General features: G+C 65.3%; 20 protein-coding genes. 12 read left to right on the plus strand and 8 right to left on the minus strand.

All coding sequences use genetic code 11. From position 1 onward, the window contains the following. Nucleotides 1–12: 12 nt before the first annotated feature. Both MTX35_RS23495 and MTX35_RS23500 read left to right on the plus strand, forming a co-directional pair. Entirely contained in the window at nucleotides 13–1,305 is a 1,293-nt protein-coding gene (locus MTX35_RS23495) for a dihydrolipoamide acetyltransferase family protein (protein ID WP_243597235.1), read from the plus strand. A 37-nt stretch (nucleotides 1,306–1,342) separates the two neighbouring features. Further along, nucleotides 1,343–3,490: a thiamine pyrophosphate-dependent enzyme gene (locus MTX35_RS23500; protein WP_243597236.1), complete on the plus strand. Its 2,148-nt coding sequence runs from the start codon at nucleotides 1,343–1,345 to the stop codon at nucleotides 3,488–3,490. A 1-nt stretch (nucleotide 3,491) separates the two neighbouring features. On the opposite strand, the gene MTX35_RS23505 is transcribed toward MTX35_RS23500, so the two are convergent. Then, a complete protein-coding gene (locus MTX35_RS23505; protein ID WP_243597237.1) occupies nucleotides 3,492–4,961 on the minus strand; it encodes an MDR family MFS transporter in 1,470 nt (489 codons plus the stop codon). Between the two features lie 147 nt (nucleotides 4,962–5,108). Between MTX35_RS23505 and MTX35_RS23510 the strand changes: the two genes are divergently transcribed. Then, a complete protein-coding gene (locus MTX35_RS23510) occupies nucleotides 5,109–5,756 on the plus strand; it encodes a TetR/AcrR family transcriptional regulator (RefSeq protein ID WP_243597238.1) in 648 nt (215 codons plus the stop codon). A gap of 38 nt (nucleotides 5,757–5,794) precedes the next feature. Here the strand turns inward: MTX35_RS23510 and MTX35_RS23515 are convergent, their stop codons facing one another. After that, nucleotides 5,795–6,940 (minus strand): FAD-binding oxidoreductase, encoded by a 1,146-nt coding sequence (locus MTX35_RS23515; RefSeq protein WP_243597239.1) that lies wholly within the window; start codon nucleotides 6,938–6,940, stop codon nucleotides 5,795–5,797. Beyond that, a complete protein-coding gene (locus tag MTX35_RS23520; protein ID WP_243597240.1) occupies nucleotides 6,937–7,434 on the minus strand; it encodes an Lrp/AsnC family transcriptional regulator in 498 nt (165 codons plus the stop codon). Before MTX35_RS23520 ends, MTX35_RS23515 begins: the two co-directional genes overlap by 4 nt. A 170-nt stretch (nucleotides 7,435–7,604) precedes the next feature. Between MTX35_RS23520 and MTX35_RS23525 the strand changes: the two genes are divergently transcribed. Genes MTX35_RS23525 through MTX35_RS23535 form a run of 3 tightly spaced genes read left to right on the plus strand, consistent with a single transcriptional unit; the run spans nucleotide 7,605 to nucleotide 9,514 of the window. Continuing rightward, a complete protein-coding gene (locus MTX35_RS23525; RefSeq protein ID WP_243597241.1) occupies nucleotides 7,605–8,177 on the plus strand; it encodes an antibiotic biosynthesis monooxygenase in 573 nt (190 codons plus the stop codon). A 25-nt stretch (nucleotides 8,178–8,202) separates the two neighbouring features. Next, entirely contained in the window at nucleotides 8,203–8,973 is a 771-nt protein-coding gene (locus tag MTX35_RS23530; protein ID WP_243597242.1) for a tyrosine-protein phosphatase, read from the plus strand. Nucleotides 8,974–8,989: 16 nt separating this feature from the next. Further along, on the plus strand, nucleotides 8,990–9,514 hold the full coding sequence (locus MTX35_RS23535; protein WP_243597243.1) for a peroxiredoxin: 525 nt from the start codon (nucleotides 8,990–8,992) through the stop codon (nucleotides 9,512–9,514). A 4-nt stretch (nucleotides 9,515–9,518) separates the two neighbouring features. On the opposite strand, the gene MTX35_RS25835 is transcribed toward MTX35_RS23535, so the two are convergent. Further along, a complete protein-coding gene (locus MTX35_RS25835; RefSeq protein ID WP_279396202.1) occupies nucleotides 9,519–9,644 on the minus strand; it encodes a hypothetical protein in 126 nt (41 codons plus the stop codon). 127 nt (nucleotides 9,645–9,771) lie between these two features. Here MTX35_RS25835 and MTX35_RS23540 point away from each other — a divergent pair, with 127 nt between their 5' ends. Continuing rightward, on the plus strand, nucleotides 9,772–10,893 hold the full coding sequence (locus MTX35_RS23540) for a methyltransferase (protein WP_243597244.1): 1,122 nt from the start codon (nucleotides 9,772–9,774) through the stop codon (nucleotides 10,891–10,893). Nucleotides 10,894–10,902: 9 nt separating this feature from the next. Here MTX35_RS23540 and MTX35_RS23545 read toward each other — a convergent pair whose 3' ends face one another. Further along, nucleotides 10,903–11,328: a hypothetical protein gene (locus MTX35_RS23545; RefSeq protein WP_243597245.1), complete on the minus strand. Its 426-nt coding sequence runs from the start codon at nucleotides 11,326–11,328 to the stop codon at nucleotides 10,903–10,905. A gap of 197 nt (nucleotides 11,329–11,525) precedes the next feature. Between MTX35_RS23545 and MTX35_RS23550 the strand changes: the two genes are divergently transcribed. Continuing rightward, nucleotides 11,526–12,374: a Bax inhibitor-1/YccA family protein gene (locus MTX35_RS23550; RefSeq protein ID WP_243597246.1), complete on the plus strand. Its 849-nt coding sequence runs from the start codon at nucleotides 11,526–11,528 to the stop codon at nucleotides 12,372–12,374. A gap of 61 nt (nucleotides 12,375–12,435) precedes the next feature. Here MTX35_RS23550 and MTX35_RS23555 read toward each other — a convergent pair whose 3' ends face one another. After that, on the minus strand, nucleotides 12,436–13,656 hold the full coding sequence (locus MTX35_RS23555) for an acetyl-CoA C-acetyltransferase (protein ID WP_068051627.1): 1,221 nt from the start codon (nucleotides 13,654–13,656) through the stop codon (nucleotides 12,436–12,438). A 63-nt stretch (nucleotides 13,657–13,719) separates the two neighbouring features. Beyond that, on the minus strand, nucleotides 13,720–14,733 hold the full coding sequence (locus MTX35_RS23560; RefSeq protein WP_243597247.1) for an SGNH/GDSL hydrolase family protein: 1,014 nt from the start codon (nucleotides 14,731–14,733) through the stop codon (nucleotides 13,720–13,722). Between the two features lie 97 nt (nucleotides 14,734–14,830). Here MTX35_RS23560 and MTX35_RS23565 point away from each other — a divergent pair, with 97 nt between their 5' ends. Then, a complete protein-coding gene (locus MTX35_RS23565) occupies nucleotides 14,831–16,216 on the plus strand; it encodes a cystathionine beta-synthase (protein WP_243597248.1) in 1,386 nt (461 codons plus the stop codon). A 53-nt stretch (nucleotides 16,217–16,269) separates the two neighbouring features. Here MTX35_RS23565 and MTX35_RS23570 read toward each other — a convergent pair whose 3' ends face one another. Next, nucleotides 16,270–17,442, minus strand: a complete 1,173-nt coding sequence (locus MTX35_RS23570) for an acyl-CoA dehydrogenase family protein (protein ID WP_243597249.1) — start codon at nucleotides 17,440–17,442, stop codon at nucleotides 16,270–16,272. A gap of 81 nt (nucleotides 17,443–17,523) precedes the next feature. On the opposite strand from MTX35_RS23570, the gene MTX35_RS23575 reads away from it, so the two are divergent. From MTX35_RS23575 to MTX35_RS23585, 3 genes are all read left to right on the plus strand, one after another. Further along, entirely contained in the window at nucleotides 17,524–18,696 is a 1,173-nt protein-coding gene (locus MTX35_RS23575; protein ID WP_243597250.1) for a cystathionine gamma-synthase, read from the plus strand. After that, nucleotides 18,693–19,469 (plus strand): glutamate racemase, encoded by a 777-nt coding sequence (locus MTX35_RS23580; RefSeq protein ID WP_243597251.1) that lies wholly within the window; start codon nucleotides 18,693–18,695, stop codon nucleotides 19,467–19,469. Before MTX35_RS23575 ends, MTX35_RS23580 begins: the two co-directional genes overlap by 4 nt. A gap of 74 nt (nucleotides 19,470–19,543) precedes the next feature. Next, nucleotides 19,544–20,776, plus strand: coding sequence for an MFS transporter (locus tag MTX35_RS23585; RefSeq protein WP_243597252.1), 1,233 nt, complete (start codon nucleotides 19,544–19,546; stop codon nucleotides 20,774–20,776). Nucleotides 20,777–20,927: the final 151 nt, after the last annotated feature.

A 20,927-nucleotide genomic window follows, 5' to 3' on the forward strand; every position in this document is an offset into this window, starting at 1 on the left:
CAGGATTCGACGATGCCCACGATCAAGAGCTTTCCACTACCCGACCTCGGGGAGGGCCTCACCGAGGCCGACCTGCTGACCTGGCTCGTCGCGGTCGGCGACACCATCGAGCTGAATCAGAACATCGCCGAGGTCGAAACGGCCAAGGCAGCCGTCGAACTTCCGTCACCGTTCGCCGGTGTCGTTGCTGCGCTGCATGTCTCGGAGGGCGACACCGTCGAAGTCGGGGTGCCGATCATAGATATCAGGGTCGGTGCCGACAACGAGGACGGTGTGGAGTCGGAGCCCGCCGCGTCCGAGGTGGACGAGGTGGTTGCGGCCGAGGACGAGGACGAACGCGTACCGGTTCTGGTCGGCTACGGAGTGGCGAAGGAAGGCTCCAGTCGACGCGGCGGCCGTGGAACTGCAGCGGTCACCCCGACACCGACCGCGCAGAACGGAAAACCGCTGGCGGCACCGCCGGTGCGAAAGATCGCCAAGGACAACGCCGTCGACCTCGCCGACGTGCCGCCCACCGGGGACCGCGGCGACGTCACCCGCGACGATGTCGAGTCGTATCTGCACGGAGCCGACACCGCAGGGGAGCAGATCCCGTCCCGGGTCGGCCGCGAAGTGCGCACCCCGATCAAGGGAGTGCGCAAGCACACGGCGGATGCAATGGTACGCAGTGCATTCACCGCTCCACACGTCACCGAGTTCGTGACCGTGGACGTCACCGAAACCCTGACACTGCTGGAGTCCCTACGGTCCTCGGCTCACTTCGCCGACGTACGGCTGACTCCGCTGGCTCTGGTCGCCAAGGCGGTTCTCGTTGCGCTGAAATCGAATCCGTCGCTGAACTCGTCCTGGGACGAGGCAACCCAGGAGATCGTCACCAAGCACTACGTCAATCTCGGTATCGCCGCGGCGACTCCGCGCGGCCTGATGGTGCCGAACATCAAGGACGCCCACGAGCTCTCTCTGGTGGATATCGCCCGCGCGCTGTCGGAGCTGACGCGCACGGCCAAGGAGGGCAAGAGCAGTCCGGCCGATCTCGCCGACGGCACCATCACGATCACCAACGTCGGAGTGTTCGGTGTCGATGCAGGCACTCCCATCCTCAATCCCGGCGAAGCTGCCATCCTGTGCTTCGGTTCGATCCGCCGCATGCCCTGGGAACACGAGGGCGAGATCGCGTTGCGGTCCGTGACGACACTGTCACTGTCGTTCGATCATCGGCTCGTCGACGGCCAGCAGGGATCGCAATTCCTTGCGCTCGTCGGCCGGTTGCTGAGTGCTCCCATGGATATGATCGCCCTGAGCTGATGTCCCAGCTCGGCTAGAGGGAGAAACAGGTGCGAGCGTGGCCGAGGCGATCGACGAGTACTTCCTGCAGCAGGTTCGTTCGACCGGACTCAATGGGTCGGTCGTCGCCGAACCGCAGCGACTGATCCGGTACTTCGACGCGCAACTCGCGAGTCGGCATCTCGACTTCGCCGCTCGCTGGTTGCAGTCCACGGGCTCCGGCTATTACACCATCGGTTCGTCCGGCCACGAGGCCAACGCAGCTGTCGGGGCCGCGACCGAGGTGTCCGACCCGGCGTTGCTGCACTACCGCTCCGGCGGCTTCTATGCTGCACGTGCACAACAGTATCCGGGTTCGAAACCGATCCAGGATGTGCTGGCGAGTCTGGTCGCCTCGACTCGAGATCCCATGTCCGGCGGACGACACAAGGTGTTCGGGCACCCGGATCTGGGCATCGTCCCGCAGACGTCGACGATCGGTTCGCAGGTTCCACGCGCAGTCGGTCTGGCGTTCTCTCTCGGTCGCGCGAAGGCGCTGCGTCATCGCACTCCGTGGCCCGAGGATGCCATCGTGGTGTGCAGCTTCGGTGATGCCTCGGCCAACCATTCGACGACGGTGGGTGCGCTGAACTCGGCTGCGTACTGTGCGCACCAGTCGATCCCGATGCCGATCCTGTTCGTCTGCGAGGACAACGGCATCGGCATCAGTACCCGGTCGCCCAAGGGATGGATCGAGCAGTCGCTCGGCCGGTTCGCCTCGATCGAGTACCTCCGAGCCGGCGGCAGCGACCCTGTTTCGTTGATGCGCACCGTCGATGCGGCCGTCGCGGCAGTGCGGTCGGGGCGCAGGCCGGTGGTTCTGCATCTCGAGACGGTGCGGTTGATGGGCCACGCCGGCTCCGACGCCGAACTCGCGTATCGAACGAGCGCAGACATCGTCGGCGACTATGCGCGAGATCCGCTGCTGGCCAGTGCCCGTGCATTGATCGCTGCCGGAGTGCTGACTGCAGCCGACGTCGAGGGCCGGTACGAGGCGATGCGCGAGACCGTCATGTCCGAGGCCGAGGCGACGGTCCACTCACTGCGATCCGGAGCGTCGACACGCCTCGCGACCGCGGACGCGGTGATGTTTCCGCTCACCGAACGGCGACCGGGGGCGGTGGCGGCAACCGAGCGAAGCCTGCGAGCTGCGCATGGCGAGGAGCGTCTGACTCTTGCCGCGATGATCGGCAGGACGCTCACCGACGTCATGGCGGCGCGACCGGAGGTCCTCGTGTTCGGGGAGGACGTGGCGGTCAAGGGCGGCGTCTACGGAGTCACGAAGGGTTTGCGCAAGAAGTTCGGCGCAGCAAGAGTTTTCGACACGTTGCTCGATGAGCAGACCGTGCTCGGCACCGCCCTTGGTGCCGCGCTCGCGGGCTTCGTTCCGATACCGGAGATTCAGTATCTGGCGTACCTGCACAACGCCGAGGATCAATTACGCGGTGAGGCGGCGTCGCTGAGGTTCTTCTCCGATGCGCAGTTCACCAACGGGATGGTGGTGCGCATCGCCGGTCTGGCGTATCAACGCGGCTTCGGTGGGCACTTCCACAACGACAATGCGGTGGCCGTCCTGCGCGACATTCCGGGAATCGTCGTCGCCGTTCCGAGTTCGGCGGCGGAGGCTGCCGGTCTCCTGAGAACTTGTGTGGCACTGGCTGTCGAGGAGGGGCGGGTGTGCGTCTTCCTGGAGCCGATTGCGCTGTACCACCGAGCCGATCTGCACGACGGCGACGGGGCATTGCGGAGCGGGGATGATTCGGACGCCGAATTCGGCACCGTCGCAACCTGTTCGGACGGTCCGGACCTGGCCATCGTCACCTTCGGCAACGGGGTGGTGATGAGCATGCGGGCAGCGTCGAGGTTGCGTGAGAGGGGGATCGGCGTGACAGTCGTCGATCTGCGCTGGATAGTTCCTTTGCCGGTCGGCGACCTTCTGCGCCGATTGGTCGGCTTCGATCGAGTGTTGATCGCGGACGAGACTCGGCACGACGGGGGAGTGGGCGAAGGTGTCGTGACTGCGCTGATCGAGGGTGGATACGAGGGTACGGTCGGCCGAGTGGCGAGCAAGAACTCGTTCGTTCCGCTCGGCGGCGCGGCCGATCTCGTCCTCCTCTCGGAGGACGAGATCGTTTCTGCCGCCGTGGAGATGGCCGAATCGAGGTGACTCAGTGCACCGGCTGTGCCGGAGCGACCTCGTCCCGATCACTGTGAGCCGGGGCGCGGATGAAGAACGACGCCGCCACTGCCACCAGCGAGACCGCCCCGCCGTAGAGGAATGCGGTGTGGATGCCGGCCTCGGAGCCGCCCACAGCGGTTGCGCCGTCGGCGATACGGGCCGCTGCGGTGTTCGACATCACGGTGACGAACAGTGCGGTACCTGCGGCACCTGCCAATTGCTGAACCGTGCTGAAGATGGCGCTACCGTGCGAGTACAGCTTGGTGGGGAGCGATCCCAGCGAGGAGGTCATGAGCGGTGTCATGATGAGCGCGAGACCTGCCGAGAGCAGCATGTGGATACCGATCACGAGCGGAAGGGCGGACTGCGCGTCCAGGACGGTCATCGACCACAACGCGGCGCTCACCACCATTGCACCTGGAATGACCAACGGACGCGGTCCGATTCGGTCGAAGATACGTCCGACGAACGGCGCGAGCAGGCCCATCAGCAGTCCGCCGGGGAGCAGCATCAGTCCGGTGTCAAGGGTGTCGAGACCGCGGACGTTCTGCAGGTACATCGGTAGCAGGATCAGAGCGCCGAACAGTGCCATCATCGAGATCGCGATCATGCCGAGGCCGATGCTGAAGGTGGGGGTGCGAAACGGACGCATGTCCAGCAGGGCTCCACCCTGATCTTGCCGGGCGATCTGACGCAGCACGAACACCACGAGTGCGATCGCTCCGACCACCAGTGGCAGCCATACCGGCACGACGGATTCCTCGGCCGAGTGTCCCAGGCTGCTCAAGCCGTAGACGATCCCGCCGAAAGCCAACGCGGACAACACGACCGACGGCGGATCGAACGACGGCCGACTGGTTCGGGTCACGTTCTTCACCAGAGTGGTACCGATGGCGAACGCGACGAGTGCGATGGGGAGCACGAGCCAGAACATCCAACGCCAGTCCAGCGAGTTCAGGATGATTCCGGAGATGGTCGGGCCGACGGCGGGGGCCACGGCGATGACGATCGAGATCACGCCCATCATTGCGCCGCGCTTGTTCGCCGGAACGACGGTGAGCACCGTGGTCATCAGCAGCGGCAGCATGATCGCCGTACCGCTGGCCTGGGTGATGCGGCCGAGCAGGAGGAGCTCGAAGCCCGGGGCGGAGGCCGCGAGCAGCGTGCCGATGGTGAACAGAGTCATCGCCGCCACGAATACCTGGCGCAAGGTGAAGCGCTGGAACAGGAATCCGGTGACGGGGATGACCACCGCCATCGTCAGCAGAAATCCGGTGGTGAGCCATTGCGCGGTGGTCGCCGTGATGTTCAGGTCGACCATCAAGGTGGGCAGCGCCACGCTCATGATCGTCTCGTTGAGGATCATCACGAATGCCGCGATGACGAGGATGCCGATCAGTAATTTGCTGCCCGGCGCGAGCTGCCCGTCGGGTGCGTGGTCGGTCTCAGGTGTGGTCATGTGTCGAGAACTTTCGCGTATGGGCTCGAAGTGTGAAGAGAAATCGTGTTGAGACAGCCTGACTCATTGTGACAGTGACTGTCAACTTGAACATTACTGGTAAGTTGACGGCGAGAATACCGAGGTGTGGTCGATGGTTGGAGGACGATGAGCGAGCACGTACCGGATCTGCGCGAGCGACGTCGCCGAGAAACCCAGCTCGAGATCACCCGCGCCGCGCTCGATCTGTTCGAGACGCAGGGCTGCGCCGCGACGACGGTCGACCAGATCGCGCGCCGGGCAGGTGTATCGCCCAGCACGTTCTTTCGTAGCTTTGCATCCAAGGAAGAATCGGTACTCGGCCTCGCCCCCGAGTTCGAGCTCGATATCGACGCCTGGCTGGCATCGAGGGCACCCGAGGACGTCACCCTCGCTGCAATCGAAGCACTGTACGAGCAATCCGTCGAACGATTTTCCGCTGCACCGGACGAGGCGCGAGATCGCCTGCTGCGTACCCGGCGGCTGATCGGGCGCGACGACCACCTGCGTGCCGCGGCCTTCGCCACCGACGCCATGACGTTGTGTCGCGTCACCGACTCGGTGGCCGCCACGCTCAATGGCCACGAATCACGTTCGTACGCAAGGTTGCTGATCGAGGGGGCCGGGATGGCGATGCGAATCGCCTTCGACGACTGGGCCGAGCGCATCGACGCCGGGCAGGACGCCGATCTGGTGGACATCTACCGAACCACGCTGCGCGATCTACGACGCGTCGTCGGTAGAGCGGCTGCGCCGCACGTGAGTGGAACTTCGTAGCAGGGGTCGAACTTTCGTGCACGTGGCGCGGAGCGCCTCTACCCGAAGCGGTGCGGAGCCAAGTCGCCTGCCCGTAGCCCGCGCTCGGTGACATCGGCCGGAAGCGGTTCTCCGCGAACGATTGCCGCGCCCACCCGCGCCAGTGCCGCGCACGTCTGAATTCCGTACCCACCCTGACCGGCGCACCAGAAGAAACCCTCGATGTTCGGATCGAATCCGACGACCGGCGTTCGGTCGGGAACGAAGCTGCGCAAGCCGGCCCAGGACGACCGGACGTGCCGCGCCGTCAACGTGGTCGCCTCGGCAATGTCGTCGAACGCGCGGGCGATCTCCAACTCGTCCGGGCGTGCATCGCTGGGCTCGGTGGGCGTCTCGTCCGCAGGCGAGCACAAAAGTTGTGCGCCTTCGGGTTTGATGTAGAACTTCTCGTCGATATCGCTCAGTGTCGCAAGCTTCGCGGTGTCGAGATCCTCGGGCGCGGCGACCATGAAGACCGACCGACGCATCGGGACGAGTCCGATCGGATCGGCACCCGCCAGTGCGCCGACCACGTCTGCCCATGCGCCTGCTGCGTCGACGACGAGGGGAGCGGTATGGACCGCACCGTCCGTGGTGTGCACGTGCCACAGTCCGTCGACGCGTGCGATCCGCGTCACGCCTGCCCCGGTGCGGACTCGCCCACCTCGATCGCGTAGCCCCCGCACGAAGCCTTGATGCAGTGCGTGGACGTCGACTTCCATCGAGTGAGGTTCGTACAGTGCACAATCGATCAATTCCGGGCGCAGCGGCGGAAAGAGCGTGCGTGCGTCGGTGGGGGAGACCAGTTGCGCGTCGGGTGTCAGACGGCTGACGTCTGCGTACATCGCCTCGAGAGCGTCACCTCGGCCGGTGGCCGCGAACTGCAACAGCGGACGCGGGGCGAGCAGTTCGGATCGGATGTAGTCCGGCGGGTCGACCAGGAAGGCTCGGCTGGCCGTCGTCAGAGCGCGAATCGCGTTGTTGCCGTATGTTTCCAGGAACAGGGCAGCCGAGCGTCCGGTGGTGTGGAAGGCCAGAGTGGATTCGCGCTCGAGCAGTGTGACGCGTCGGTCGCTCGCGAGTTCGTAGCCGAGCGAGACGCCACCGATTCCGCCCCCGATCACGACGACGTCGGTGGAGTTCTGTTCTCGCTCGGACGTAGTCATGGATTTCTCTCGTTCGTTGTCTCTGCGGTCCACTGCGCGCCGGGGCCGATCGCCTCGTCGAAGATCAGCCAGGTTCGCGTCGAGAGTATCCCGTCGAGTCCCTGCAGTTTGTCGAGAACGAGATGGCGAAGCGCCGACGTGTCCGGAGCGCGCACCAGAACGAGTGCGTCGAAATCCCCGCCCATGAGGCTGACGTGTTCGACGAACGGGAAGGTGCTCAGATCGTCGGCGACGGCGCGCCAGGAATCCTGGCGAATGGACAGTGCCACATAGGCCGACGCGCCGAACCCCGCCTTCTCGTAGGCGATGCGCGCGGTGAATCCCTCGATCACCCCTTCGTCGAGAAGGCGATCGACGCGCACGTAGGCGTGTGCCCGCGAGATATGGGTGGCCTCGGCCAGGGCGCGCATGGACATTCGGCCGTCACGGCTGAGCTCGGTGACGATGCGTCGGTCCACGTCGTCGAGTCGGTACTCGGGTCGGTGTTGTGCCATCCGTCCACTCCAGGTCGTTCACGAGAGGTCTGTGTGGACAGAATGCCACATCGGGCGAATCTCGAGGCCATACATCTACATTTGTGTCTACGATTTGAAAGCCGGTCCACTGGGCCGCATTCTGTGTAGAACAGGTAGGCCGCGACGAACACGTGCAGAAGGGGTACCGCATGACCACGACGGACACGCTCGATCACGTCACGACCTCGGTCGCACGGCGCGTTCGTCAGGGATACGAAGCGGATTTCGTGGACTGGACCGATCGCGGAATGGCACTGGTTCGAACCTTTCCCGGATTTCTCGGTGGCGGTTGGCTGCGCAGCTCCGGCGGTTCCAACGACTATCACGTGGTGTATCGATTCGAGACACACGACAACCTCGACGTCTGGCTGCGCTCGGACGCCCGGCGCAGCTGGCTCGGTACCGGCAGGCCCATCGCCGACGACCTCGAGACTCATCGACTTTCCGGTGTCGAGGGATGGTTCGAGCCGCAGTCCAACCTCACCGACGCGGTTCGGGTCATCGGCGGGCCGCCGCCGCGGTGGAAGCAGGCGGTCTCGATCGGTGTCGCGTTCTACGCCGTCAGTCTGCTCGTCAACATCGTTCTCACTCCGCATCTGACGAACCTGAACGTGGCACTGCGCACTGCGCTGGTGGTGATGATGTGTACGCCGTTGATGGTCTACGTGGTGATGCCGTTCGTCACCGCGCGGCTACGTCGGTGGCTGGTACCGGCCTCGTAGCGCCACCTTCGATAGGGTCGACCCCATGCCTGACGCTCGTGCACACGATCAGTTCGCCCTGGACGGGGCCTGGAACTTCCGCGATCTGGGCGGGGCACGTACCGCGGACGGGGCAACGATTCGGCCCGGATTGTTCTATCGCGCATCCGAATTGAGCGCGCTGACCGAGCGCGGTCAGCAGACTGTCGGCGATCTCGGGATCCGCACGGTCCTGGATTTTCGTAGCGGTTCGGAGATCGATCGAAGTGGCGCAGACCGAGTTCCCGCGGGCGTGGAGTCGATCTCGGTTCCCTTCGAAATCGTTCGAGGCGTGCGCGCCCCACACGAAGCTCCCTTGCAGGACGAGCAGAGCCAAGTGGAGTACATGATGCGGGCGTACGCGTCCTTCTCGGCCCTCGACGGTGCATCACACGCGATCAAGCGGGTGATCGACGCGGTCGTCGAGCGTCGCGGTGGTGTCCTGGTGCATTGCGCGGCAGGCAAGGACCGGGCGGGGTGGACCGTTGCGACGGTACTGCGGGCGGCAGGTGTCAGCGAGGACGACATCGTCGCGGACTACCTACGCAGCAACGACGGGATCGAGCCCCTGCTCTCACACGTCCGCAGAACGTGGGTGGGAGCGACCGACGAAAAGGTCCAACCCACCGAGGCGATACTCGGCGTCCGCGAGTCCTACCTGGAGCACGGATGGGCTTCGATGGAGTCGAACCACGGATCGTTCGACGGATATCTGACGCACTTGGGTATCGATGCGACGTTGCGTCGTCGGTTGACTGCCGCCCTCGTCGATGGCTGAGCGGTAGCCTCGCCCCATGCGTATCGGACATACCGCCCCGGACTTCGAGCTTCCGGACCATTCCGGGGAGCTACGCGCACTCACCGACCTGACTGCGTCGGGGCCTGTCGTCCTGTTCTTCTATCCGGCCGCCAACAGTCCGATCTGCACCGCGGAAGCATGTCACTTCCGGGACCTGGGCTCGGAGTTCGAGAGATTCGGCGCGCACCGTGTCGGCATCAGTACCGATACCCGGGACAGCAACCAACACTTCGCACTGCAACGATCGTTCGACTTTCCCCTGCTGTCCGATTCGGACGGTGCTGTCGCCGAGCAGTTCGGGGTGCGGCGGGGCGGGTGGTTCACCCGGCGGCGTCGGCTCCGGGAGTTCGAACGCGGGCGCGCGCATGCAGCCGAGCGTGGATACGTACGGCAATTGTTGTCCGTGAAGCGGACGACATTCGTGATAGATCGGCACCGAACGGTGCGGATGGTCGTACGGAGCGAGCGCGGTCACGTGCACGCGACCAAGGCGCTGGAGTACCTGCGGTACCTGTCGTGAAGGGCTAGTCGTTGGCACCGCTGAAGAGGGCGGTGTAGACGGCCGGCTTCGAGGTTTCGGCATGTGCATCGGTGGACGCATCGTCGGGATGGCTGAAGAGCGCCTCGTTCTTCTTGTCTTGATGTTCCATTCCCCGAGCATGCCCCTCATTCGCTGCAATAGCTACTCGCCGCGCTGGCTCTGCCGGGCCCCGCGCGGGGGTAAGCCTGCGGAACGACCCTGGAGGGTCACCCACAGCCGGGTGGGATACTGCTCGAGTGCCCGATGAAACCCTGTTCGACGCTTTACGCCGTGAGCCCGACGCCGAGGCACCGAACCTCCATGCCGTGGACGCCGCGGACCGTCTCGTCCTCGATACCGTCGACGAACTCCCCGGCATCGACAAGGCCACACCCATCGCGGTGATCGGCGACCGGTACGGAGCCCTCACGCTCGGGGCCGTCGCCTCGGGGTTCACCACGGTCCGGGTCCATCAGGACGCGGTCACCGGCGTGCGGGCGCTCGAGTTGAACGCCGCCCGGGTCTCGATGGCGGGCACCTACACCCAGCATGCGCTGGATGCCGCACTGCTCGACGGTGTGGGGGTGGTGCTGATGCAACTGCCCAGAGGACTGGCCGAATTGACCGAGATCGCCGAGCGCATCGCTGCACACGCGTCGTCGGACGTCGTCGTCCTGGCGGGCGGACGAGACAAGCACATGACACCGGCGATGAACGACGTGCTGCGAAGGTCGTTCGAGACCGTCACGGCCGGCCGCGGACGGCAGAAGGCCCGAGTGCTCACCGCACGCGGGGCGGTGGCGTCGGGCATGACGTATCCGGTGAGCAAGCGGATTGCCGACTTGGACTTGACGGTGGTCGCACACGGGGCGGTGTTCGCGGGAGCCGGTCTGGACATCGGTACGCGATACCTGCTCGAGTACCTTCCGAAGATGCTGCCGCGTGCTCGTGTTGCCGTCGACTTGGGTTGTGGCACAGGAATTCTCGCCACCGAACTAGCCCGAACGAGGCCCGACCTCGAGGTGTTCGCCACTGATCGCTCGTCCGCAGCGATCTTGTCGGCAGCGGCGACGGCGGAAGCGAACGGAGCGCGGATCTCGGTGGTCGCCGACGACGCGATGTCCACGTTCGAGTCCGAGTCGGTCGATCTCGTGGTCTGCAACCCCCCGTTTCACGAGGGCGCAGCGGTGCACACGGGCGGCGCGAGCAAGCTGTTCGCCGCGGCGGGCCGAGTACTGCGGCCGGGCGGACAGTTGTGGACGGTGTTCAACACACATCTGAACTATCGACGCGAACTGGCCGACGCCGTCGGCCCCACCGATCAGATGGGGCGCAACGGCAAGTTCACCGTCGCTCGCTCGGTACGCCCGAGCGAGTAACGGTGAGCATCAGGTGACCGGGCCGCCGTCTTCGGGAGTTCCGTCGATCTGTCCCCGGTTGCGTCCGAGGTCCTCGACGAGAGTGCCCTCGACGATCTCGGCCTGACGCTGGCCTTCCGCGTAATCGACGTCGGGGTCCTCGTCCGACTCCTCGACCACGTGATCGACCAGTTCCTCGGTCAATTCGTCGTCCGGGGTCTCGGTGATCGGGCGGTCGAGGTCCTCCTCGACTGCGATGTCGGGTTCTTCCTCGCTGAGCTTGAGATCCAGGCTCTCGCCCTCGGCGGCCTCACGGGCGGTGGTGCCGAAGCTGTTGGCCTCGCTCCAGTGGTCCGGGGGATCGACCACGGTGTCGCCGTCGTCGTTGCGCACCTCGTCGGAGTCGACGCTTTCGCTGGGGTCCAAGGTCTGGTCGGGTCCGTCTTCGATTGCCATTTCCTCATAGTGCCCGTTTCGATTCGGTGTCACACACGCCGTCGTCTCCGCGTGTCGAGGCAGTACCCGGTAGAGTCCGATTTGTCCGTCGTAGAAGTTCTCCTCTCGGGAACTTTTGTCCGGATGTCAGACGTTCTACTGATGACCGACGGGGAGATCCCCGGTGGGGATCAGAACTTACGAAGGGAAGAGACACGGTGCGCACCTCCAGCAACCCGGTGTTCCGCAACCTGCCCAAGCAGCAGGGCGGCGGCTACGCCACATTCGGATCTGCGACGGCTGGAGCCTCGCAGGCCGCAACCTTCGGCCAGCATCCCGGAACGCAGGCCGACCCGTACACCACGCAGCCCGCTCAGCGGGCCATGACCATCGACGACGTCGTCACCAAGACCGGCATCACCCTCGGTGTGCTGAGCGTCACGGCGATCATCTCGTACTTCCTGGTCTCGGGTAATCCGGGCTTGGCCATCCCGTTCGTGATCGGCGGAGGCCTGATCGGCTTCGGCTTGGTCATGTTCGCGACGTTCGGTCGCAAGATGGACAACAAGGCAATCGTGCTTGCCTACGCCGCGGCGGAAGGTGTGTTCCTCGGCGCGCTGTCGCTGATGTTCACCGACATCTCGTTCGGCGGAGTCGGCGGATCTGCACTGATCGGCCAGGCCATCCTCGGTACCTTCGGCGTGTTCTTCGGCATGCTGATCGTCTACAAGACCGGTGCCATCCGCGTCACCCCGCGTCTGACTCGGATGATCGTCGGTGCCCTCATCGGTGTCGTCGTCCTGATGCTCGGCAACCTGGTTGCCAGCTTCTTCATGGACGGTGGATTCGGACTGCGTGACGGCGGACCCATTGCCATCATCTTCAGCCTCGTCTGCATCGGTATCGCGGCCTTCAGCTTCCTGCTCGACTTCGACCAGGCCGATCAGCTGATCCGCGCACAGGCACCGGAGAAGGCTGCCTGGGGCGTAGCCCTCGGTCTGACCATCACGCTGGTCTGGCTGTACGTCGAGATCCTGCGTCTGCTGAGCTACTTCCAGAACGACTAGTACTCACGCGAAAAGCCCCGCCACTCCTTCGAGGAGGGCGGGGCTTTTTCGTTGCCAGGGGTCAGCTCAGGCGTTCGAGCACCATGGCCATACCCATGCCGCCGCCGACGCACATGGTCTCGACGCCGAACGTCTTGTCGTGTGTCGTCAGGTTGTTCAGCAGCGTGGTGGTGATGCGTGCACCGGTCATGCCGAACGGGTGGCCGATCGCAATGGCACCGCCGGAGACGTTGAGCTTGTCCTCCTCGATGCCGAGGTCGCGGGCCGATCCGAGGACCTGCACGGCGAAGGCCTCGTTGATCTCGAACAGGTCGATGTCGGAGATCGACATGCCCGCGATCTTGAGCGCCTTGCGAGTGGCCTCGATGGGTCCGAGGCCCATGATCTCGGGGGAGGTACCGGTGACTCCGGTGGAGACGATGCGGGCCAGCGGGGTCAGGCCCAGTTCCTTGGCCTTGGTGTCGCTCATGATGACGAGCGCTGCGGCGCCGTCGTTGAGCGGGCAGGCGTTGCCCGCGGTGATGGTGCCGTTGGGGCGGAAGACCGGCTTGAGCTGGCTGATCTTCTCGTAGGTGGTGCCGGCGCGAGGGCCGTCGTCGGTGTTGACGACGGTGCCGTCGGGCAGGGTCACCGGGGTGATCTCCCGCTCGAAGAAGCCGGCGTTGATGGCCTCTTCGGCACGGTTCTGGCTCCGGACACCCCAGTGATCCTGGTCCTCGCGGGTGATGCCGGTGAGCAGCGCGACGTTCTCGGCCGTCTGGCCCATCGCGATGTACGCGTCGGGCAGCTCGCCGTTCTCGCGGGGATCGGTCCAGCTGTCCGCGCCCTCTTCCTGTGCCTTCTTGGTGCGAGCCTCGGCGTCCGCGAAGATCGGGTTGTGGCTTTCCGGAAGCGAATCGGAGCTGCCGTGGACGAAGCTCGACACGCTCTCGACACCAGCGGAGATGAACACGTCACCCTCGCCTGCCTTGATCGCGTGCAGCGCCATCCGGGTGGTCTGCAGCGAGGACGAACAGTAGCGCGTGATCGTCGTTCCGGGGAGCGAGTCGTAACCGAGCTGAACCGCGACGATACGAGCGAGGTTGTTGCCCTGCATGCCGCCGGGCAGACCGCAGCCCAGGAGGAGATCGTCGATGTCCTTGGGGTCGAGCGAGGGCACCTTGGCCAGCGCAGCGGCGACCATCTGTGCGGTGAGGTCGTCGGGACGAATGTCCTTGAGCGACCCCTTCATCGCCCTGCCGATCGGTGAGCGCGCGGTGGCGACGATGACTGCCTCTGGCATGTGATCTCCTTCTGATCGAATCTGCTCTGCTACCGCCGAGTAGGCGATGTCTCCTGACCGAACCTACAACCCCGACGAATCGACGTTGTCACGACGTGCGAGATCCTCCGACGCAGTGACTATCTCGGCATCGAGCTCGGCGGTTCTTCTGCGCAGGAAGCGGTCGAGTGCGGCCGTGGCGCGGGGGATGGCCTTGCGCGATTCGACGGCCGCGGACACGGTCGGCAACTCGGGCAGCGGACCGCCGTGCCACACACCGAGTGCCGATGCGAGCACCGGCAGAATCTGCTGCGCTGCGAGCTCGTAGCCGGCGGCCGACGGGTGGAAGCGGTCCGCCGAGAACATGGTGTCGGGCGCCGCGAGAAACTCCGGGGAGAGCAGATCCGCCAGCGCCACCGGATGCCCGCCTGCGCTGAGCGTGCGGGCCGTCTGCGCGTTGGCGAGGCGTCGACCCCAGTTGCGGACGACGGTGCGCAGCGGCTGCGGAATGGCCGTCACGACACCGAGATCGGGGCAGGTGCCCACGGCGACCACACAGCCCTTGGCCGTCAGTCGTTCGACCGCGTCGCCCAACCGGGCCGCCGACGCGGCAATCGAGAACTTCTTGGTGACGTCGTTCGCGCCGACGAAGATGACCGCTGCGTCCGGGGGCGGGCCCGCGACGAACATCGCGTCGACCTGGCCTTCGAGCCCCTTCGAGGTAGCGCCCGCAATTGCTTTGGTGCTCAACCGAATTCGTTGCCCGGTTTCCTCGGCAAGTCCGCGGGCGAGCAGCACGCCGGGAACTTCGTCGGCGACGATGCAGCCCACTCCCGCTGCAGTGGAGTCGCCGAAGATCATCAGATGAATATCTGCTGAATTTCCCATCCGCCACCGTTCCGGGGCCGCGCATCCCGCGGTGTAGACGCCGTCGGCCTCCGGTGGTTTGGCGGTGGTGCGCCCGATGACACCCCGGGCCGCAGCTGCCTGTGCCATCAGATGCCGGTACGCGGCCCAGGACGCAGTCCCTGCTCCGGAGCCTGCGAGAACCGTCGCGGCGCTCGCCTTCGCAGCGGTACGCCATCCGCTCGCCGTCACAGATCGATCCCTCTCCTCGCGCCGTCGACACCATCGTATGCGCGGTCTGGACGGCCGTGACCGAGAGTCGAATACCCGCATCTGGGAAGATGGAGCAATGCGCATCGCACAGCACATCACCGAACTCATCGGCAACACCCCGTTGGTGAAGTTGTCCACTGTCGTCGGCGGCAGCGGCGGCACGGTCGCGGCAAAGATCGAGTACCTCAACCCGGGTGGTTCGTCCAAGGACCGCATCGCGGTCAAGATGATCGACGCGGCCGAGGCGGCCGGCGAACTGAAGCCCGGCGGCACCATCGTCGAACCGACGTCCGGCAACACCGGCGTCGGACTCGCACTGGTCGCGCAGCAGCGTGGCTACAAGTGCGTGTTCGTGTGCCCCGACAAGGTGGGTGAGGACAAGCGCAACGTGCTGCGCGCCTACGGAGCCGAGGTCGTGGTCTGCCCGACGGCCGTCGCACCAGACGACCCCAACAGCTACTACAGCGTCTCCGATCGGCTCGTCCGCGAGATCGAGGGGGCGTGGAAGCCGAACCAGTACTCCAACCCCGCAGGCCCGGCCAGCCACTACGAGACCACCGGTCCGGAGATCTGGGCCGACACCGACGGAAAGATCACTCATTTCGTCGCAGGCGTCGGCACCGGCGGCACCATCTCCGGTACCGGGAAGTACCTCAAGGAGGTCTCCGGCGGCAAGGTCAAGGTCATCGGCGTCGACCCCGAGGGCTCGGTGTACTCCGGTGGCACGGGACGTCCGTACTTGGTCGAGGGTGTCGGTGAGGACTTCTGGCCGACCGCCTACGACCCGTCCATCCCGGACGAGATCATCGCCGTGTCCGACAACGACTCGTTCGACATGACTCGTCGCCTCGCCCGCGAGGAAGGCCTGTTGGTCGGCGGCTCGTGCGGCATGGCCGCCGTGGCCGCGATCCAGGTTGCCGAGCGCGAAGGCCCCGACGCGTTGGTCGTCGTTCTGCTGCCCGACGGTGGCCGCGGCTACCTGGCGAAGATCTTCAACGACTCGTGGATGTCCTCGTACGGGTTCCTGCGTTCGCGCTTGGACGGTACGACCGAGGAGACTTCCGTCGGCGCGGTCCTGCGCGGAAAGTCCGGCGCGTTGCCGGATCTGGTGCACACCCACCCGTCGGAAACCGTGCGCGACGCCATCGAGATTCTGCGCGAGTACGGCGTCTCGCAGATGCCCGTCGTCGGTGCCGAGCCGCCCGTCATGGCAGGCGAGGTCGCAGGCAGCGTCACCGAACGCGAACTGCTCAGCGCAGTGTTCGAGGGACGCGCAGCATTGGCAGATCCGGTTGCGAAGCACATGAGTGAGCCGTTCCCGCTGATCGGTGCCGGGGAAACCGTCTCCGACGCCACCAAGGCACTCGGCGAATCCGATGCGCTGATGGTCGTCGAAGAGGGCAAGCCCGTCGGCGTCATCACTCGCCACGATCTGCTCGGATTCCTCAGCAAGGGTGCCTAGCGGCAGTGGTGTGGTTGAGTGCCCCAGGGGGCACTCAACCACACCACTGCGCGTCAGCGCACCGCGCTCGAGCCGGTCAGTGCCTGTCCGATCACCAGCTGATGAACCTCGGACGTGCCCTCGTAGGTGAGCACGGATTCGAGGTTGTTGGCATGCCGAAGCACCGGGTATTCGAGTGTGATTCCGTTGGCCCCCAGGATCGTTCGGCATTCGCGAGCAATTTTGATGGCCTCACGCACGTTGTTGAGCTTGCCGAGCGACACCCGCTCGCCCGGCAGCTCGCCCTTGTCCTTCAGTCTGCCCAGGTGCAGCGCGAGTAGCTGGCCCTTACCGAGTTCGAGGGCCATGTTCGCAAGCTTGGCCTGAGTGATCTGATATCCGGCGAGGGGCTTGTCGAACACCGCGCGGGTCTTCGAGTACTCGATCGCCGATTCGATGCAGTCCCGAGCGGCACCCATCGCACCGAAGACGATGCCGAAGCGGGCCTCGTTGAGGCAGCTCAACGGTCCGCTCAGACCGCGGGCCTCGGGCAGCATCGCGTCGGCAGGCAGCCGTACGTCGTCGAAGACCAACTCGCCCGTGATCGAGGCACGCAGCGAGAGCTTCTTCTTGACCGTGTTCGCGGTGAATCCCGGAGTGTCGGTCGGCACGACGAAGCCGCGGATCTTGTCGTCGGTCTGTGCCCAGACGACGGCGACGTCGGCGATGGGTCCGTTGGTGATCCACATCTTGCTGCCGTTGAGGATCCAGTCGTCACCGTCGCGCTTGGCGCGGGTGAGCATGCCGCCCGGGTTGGAACCGTAGTCTGCCTCGGTCAGGCCGAAGCAGCCGATCAGCGAGCCCTCGGCCATCCCCGGTAGCCACTGCTGCTTCTGCTCCTCGGAGCCGTACTTCCAGATGGCGAACATCGCCAGCGAGCCCTGCACCGAGACCAGCGAACGGATGCCGGAGTCGATGGCTTCGAGTTCGAGGCAGGCCAGGCCGTACGCCGTCGCCGACGTTCCGGCGCAGCCGTAGCCCTCGAGGTGCATGCCCAGCAACCCGAGTGAGCCGAGTTCCTTGGCCAGTTCTCGCGCCGGTACCGTGCCCTCGTCGAACCAGTCGGCGATGTGCGGACGGATGCGCTCGTTGCCGAATTTGCGCACGGTGTCCCTGATCTGTCGCTCCTCGTCGTCGAGGAGTGAATCGATCGCGAACAGTTCGTCGACGCTCTGGGAGTTGGCCACGGTGCCTCTTTCCGCTGGGGGTTGTCTTCGCAGGTTACCCACGCCCCTGCCGAGCGCAGCAGGCCGATTAGTGTGGAGGTCATGAGTGAGCAGCGCAGCAAGGCAGACAACACCTCCTGGCAGGGCTTTTCCACCAAGGCGGTACACGCGGGTTACGAGCCCGATCCGCTGACCGGCGCGGTGAACGTGCCGATCTACGCCAGCTCCACCTTCGCGCAGGACGGCGTGGGCGGCATGCGCAGCGGATTCGAGTACGCGCGCACCGGCAACCCGACTCGTCGTCCGCTCGAGGCCAACCTCGCGGCCATCGAATCCGGCACCTACGGCCGGGCGTTCTCCTCGGGCATGGCCGCTACGGACTGCCTGTTGCGTTCGGCCCTGCGTCCCGGTGATCATCTCGTCATTCCCAACGATGCCTACGGCGGCACCTACCGATTGATCGACAAGGTCTTCACCCAGTGGGGCATCGAGTACTCGGTGGCCGCGGTGTCGGACGTCGACGAGGTCCGCGCGGCGATGCGACCGAACACCAAGCTCGTCTGGGTCGAGACGCCCACCAACCCGTTGCTCAACGTCGGTGACATCGAGGCGCTCTCGGGTGTCGCACACGAGGGTGGGGCCAAGCTCGTCGTCGACAACACGTTCGCGTCCCCGTACCTGCAGCAGCCTCTGAGCCTCGGTGCCGACGTGGTGCTGCACTCGACCACCAAGTACATCGGTGGTCACTCCGATGTGGTCGGCGGTGCGTTGGTGACCGACAGCGAGGAACTGGACACGGCCTTCGCATTCCTGCAGAACGGTGCAGGCGGCGTTCCTGGACCGTTCGACGCGTTCCTGACCTTGCGTGGAATCAAGACCCTTGCGCTGCGGATGGAACGCCACAGCGACAACGCCGAGAAGATCGTCGAATTCCTCGACGGACATCCGGCCATCTCGTCGGTCATCTACCCCGGACTCGAATCTCACCCGTCCCATGCGGTCGCCGCCAAGCAGATGCGACGCTTCGGCGGCATGGTGTCGGTGCGCCTGGCCGGTGGCAAGCAGGCCGCTCTCGATTTCTGCGCGAAGACCGAGATCTTCACCCTCGCCGAGTCGCTCGGTGGCGTCGAATCGCTGATCGAGCACCCGGGTGCCATGACCCATGCGTCGACGGCCGGTTCGCTGCTCGAGGTCCCCGACGATCTGGTGCGGCTGTCCGTCGGTATCGAGGACGGTGCCGATCTGGTGGGCGACGTCGAGCAAGCGCTGGCATGATCGTCGCACTGATCGACTCGGGGTTGGGAATGCTCCCGACGGCTGCGCGGCTGCGACAAGCGCGCCCCGAGCTCGATCTGGTGCTGATGATGGATCCGGACAACGCTCCGTGGGGACCCAAGCCCGATCGGTGGGTGATCGATCGGGTGGTCGGAACGGCGCAGCATGCCGTCGAACTCGGTGCCGAGGTGGTCGTGCTTCCGTGCAACACCGCCAGTGTGACGGCGCTGGGTCACGTCCGGGCCGCGCTCGGTGACACGGTTCCGGTGGTGGGCACCGTTCCGGCGATCAAACCCGCTGCGGCGGTGAGTGATCGAATTGCTGTCTGGGCGACGGCGGCCACGACTGCCAGCGCCTATCAGGGGCGGTTGATCGAGGAGTTCGCCTCGCACCGGACGGTGACGAGTGTGGCGTGTCACGGTCTGGCGGATTCGATCGATCGCGGAGACGCTCGGGGGATCAGCGCTGCCATCGCCGCCGCCGTGGCAGCCACCCCCGACGACGTCCAATCGATCGTGCTGGGGTGCACGCACTATCCGCTGGTCCGAGGCGAGATCGTCGCACAGCTGCCCACCGAGGTGACGCTGTTCGACAGTGCCGACGCGGTGGCCAACCAGACGGTGCGACGCGTCGACGAGGTCGGTTCGAGCGGTTCGGGAACCGGCCGAGTATCGGTGTGGTTGAGCGGGAGCGAAGGCCGTTTGCCGGCGAGCGCGCAGCGGTATCCCGAGGGGGAACTGCTGTTCGACGACGTACGAGCAGAGCAACACTGATCTTCCGGGAATGCGAGGAGATCCTGCGCGTTGTCTTTCACTGAGCTAAGGATCACTGCAGTGGAAGGAAACACATGGTCGGCGTGGACACTCGGAGTCCAGCGGGACGGACCGCGGCGCGAATTCCGCACCGGTACGCGTTCTGGATGGTCGGAATTGCCTTTCTGGTCCTGATGGCCTCCGCGTCGGCACCGTCACCGCTGTACCCGGTGTACCAACAGGCCTGGGGATTCAGCGCTCTCACCCTCACGGTCGTCTTTGCCGTGTATGCGGTCGCGTTGCTGTCCACGTTGCTCACCGTCGGTAGTCTGTCGGACCACATCGGGCGCAAACCGATTCTGATCGCCTCACTGCTGCTGCTCGCAGTCAGCTTGGTGCTGTTCATCGTCGCCGACAGCGTCCCGATGCTCATCGCGGCACGCGTCGTGCAGGGAGTCGCGGCCGGCGCGGCTACCGGAGCGATGAGTGCGGCCGTGATCGATCTGCAGCCCAACGCCTCCACCGGGCCGTTGCTCAACAGCGTCGCTCCTTCACTGGGGCTCGCCGGTGGCGCGCTCGGTGCCGGACTGTTGGTGCAATTGGCACCGGCACCGGAGATTCTCGTCTTCGTCCTGTTGATCGTTGCAGCCCTGACGTTGGCCGTCGCGCTGCTGTTCGTTCCCGAGACCTCGGCAATGCGCGGCTTCGACTCTCGCCGTCACCTCGCGGCGACCCTGCTGCCGAGGATGTCGATCCCGAAGTCGGTGCGGGCACCGTTCTTTCTCATCGCTCCCGCTTTGTTCGCGACCTGGTCCCTCGGCGGGTTTCACCTCTCGCTCGGGCCGTCCATCATCGGCACCGTGTTCGGCGTGGACAACCACATAGTGGGCGGGCTGGAGATCTTCGCGCTGTTCGCCACGGGTGCGGTGGCAGCTGCAGTGGTGCGCAATCGGTTCCCCCGTGCGGTGATGATGACCGGTGCGACCGTGTTGGCGGCAGGCGTCGCGCTGACACTGGTGTCGGTGCAGATCGAGTCGATAGCGATGTACTTCGTCGGGGCGGTGATTGCCGGATCGGGCTGGGGGGCAACCTTTCTCGGATCGATGCGCACGCTCGGTGCCTTGGTCCCCGCCGCAGAGCGAGGTGGAGTGTTCGCCACGACCTTCGTCATCAGTTACCTCGCGTTCAGCGTGCCCGCAGTGGTCGCCGGGCTGGCGGTGCACCGCCTCGGTCTGAGCACGACGGTGGAACTGTACGGAGGATTCGTCATCACGCTCGCTCTGATCTCGGTTCTCGGATTCTCGGTGGCACAACGACGAGATCGGTAGTGCGGCAGAGTCTGTGAGTCGCCTCTGCGGAGGGTGAGCGAACGGTCCTACCCGATCGGGTAGTTCGCTCGGGTCGTTGGCAGGGTTTGCGCCTTCAGGTGTTCCATCGACGTGCCGGGCGGTGGAGTGTGGTCACCAGTGAGACGCCGAT

Source organism: Rhodococcus sp. ARC_M12 (assembly GCF_022810385.1).
GTDB lineage: Bacteria > Actinomycetota > Actinomycetes > Mycobacteriales > Mycobacteriaceae > Rhodococcoides > Rhodococcoides navarretei.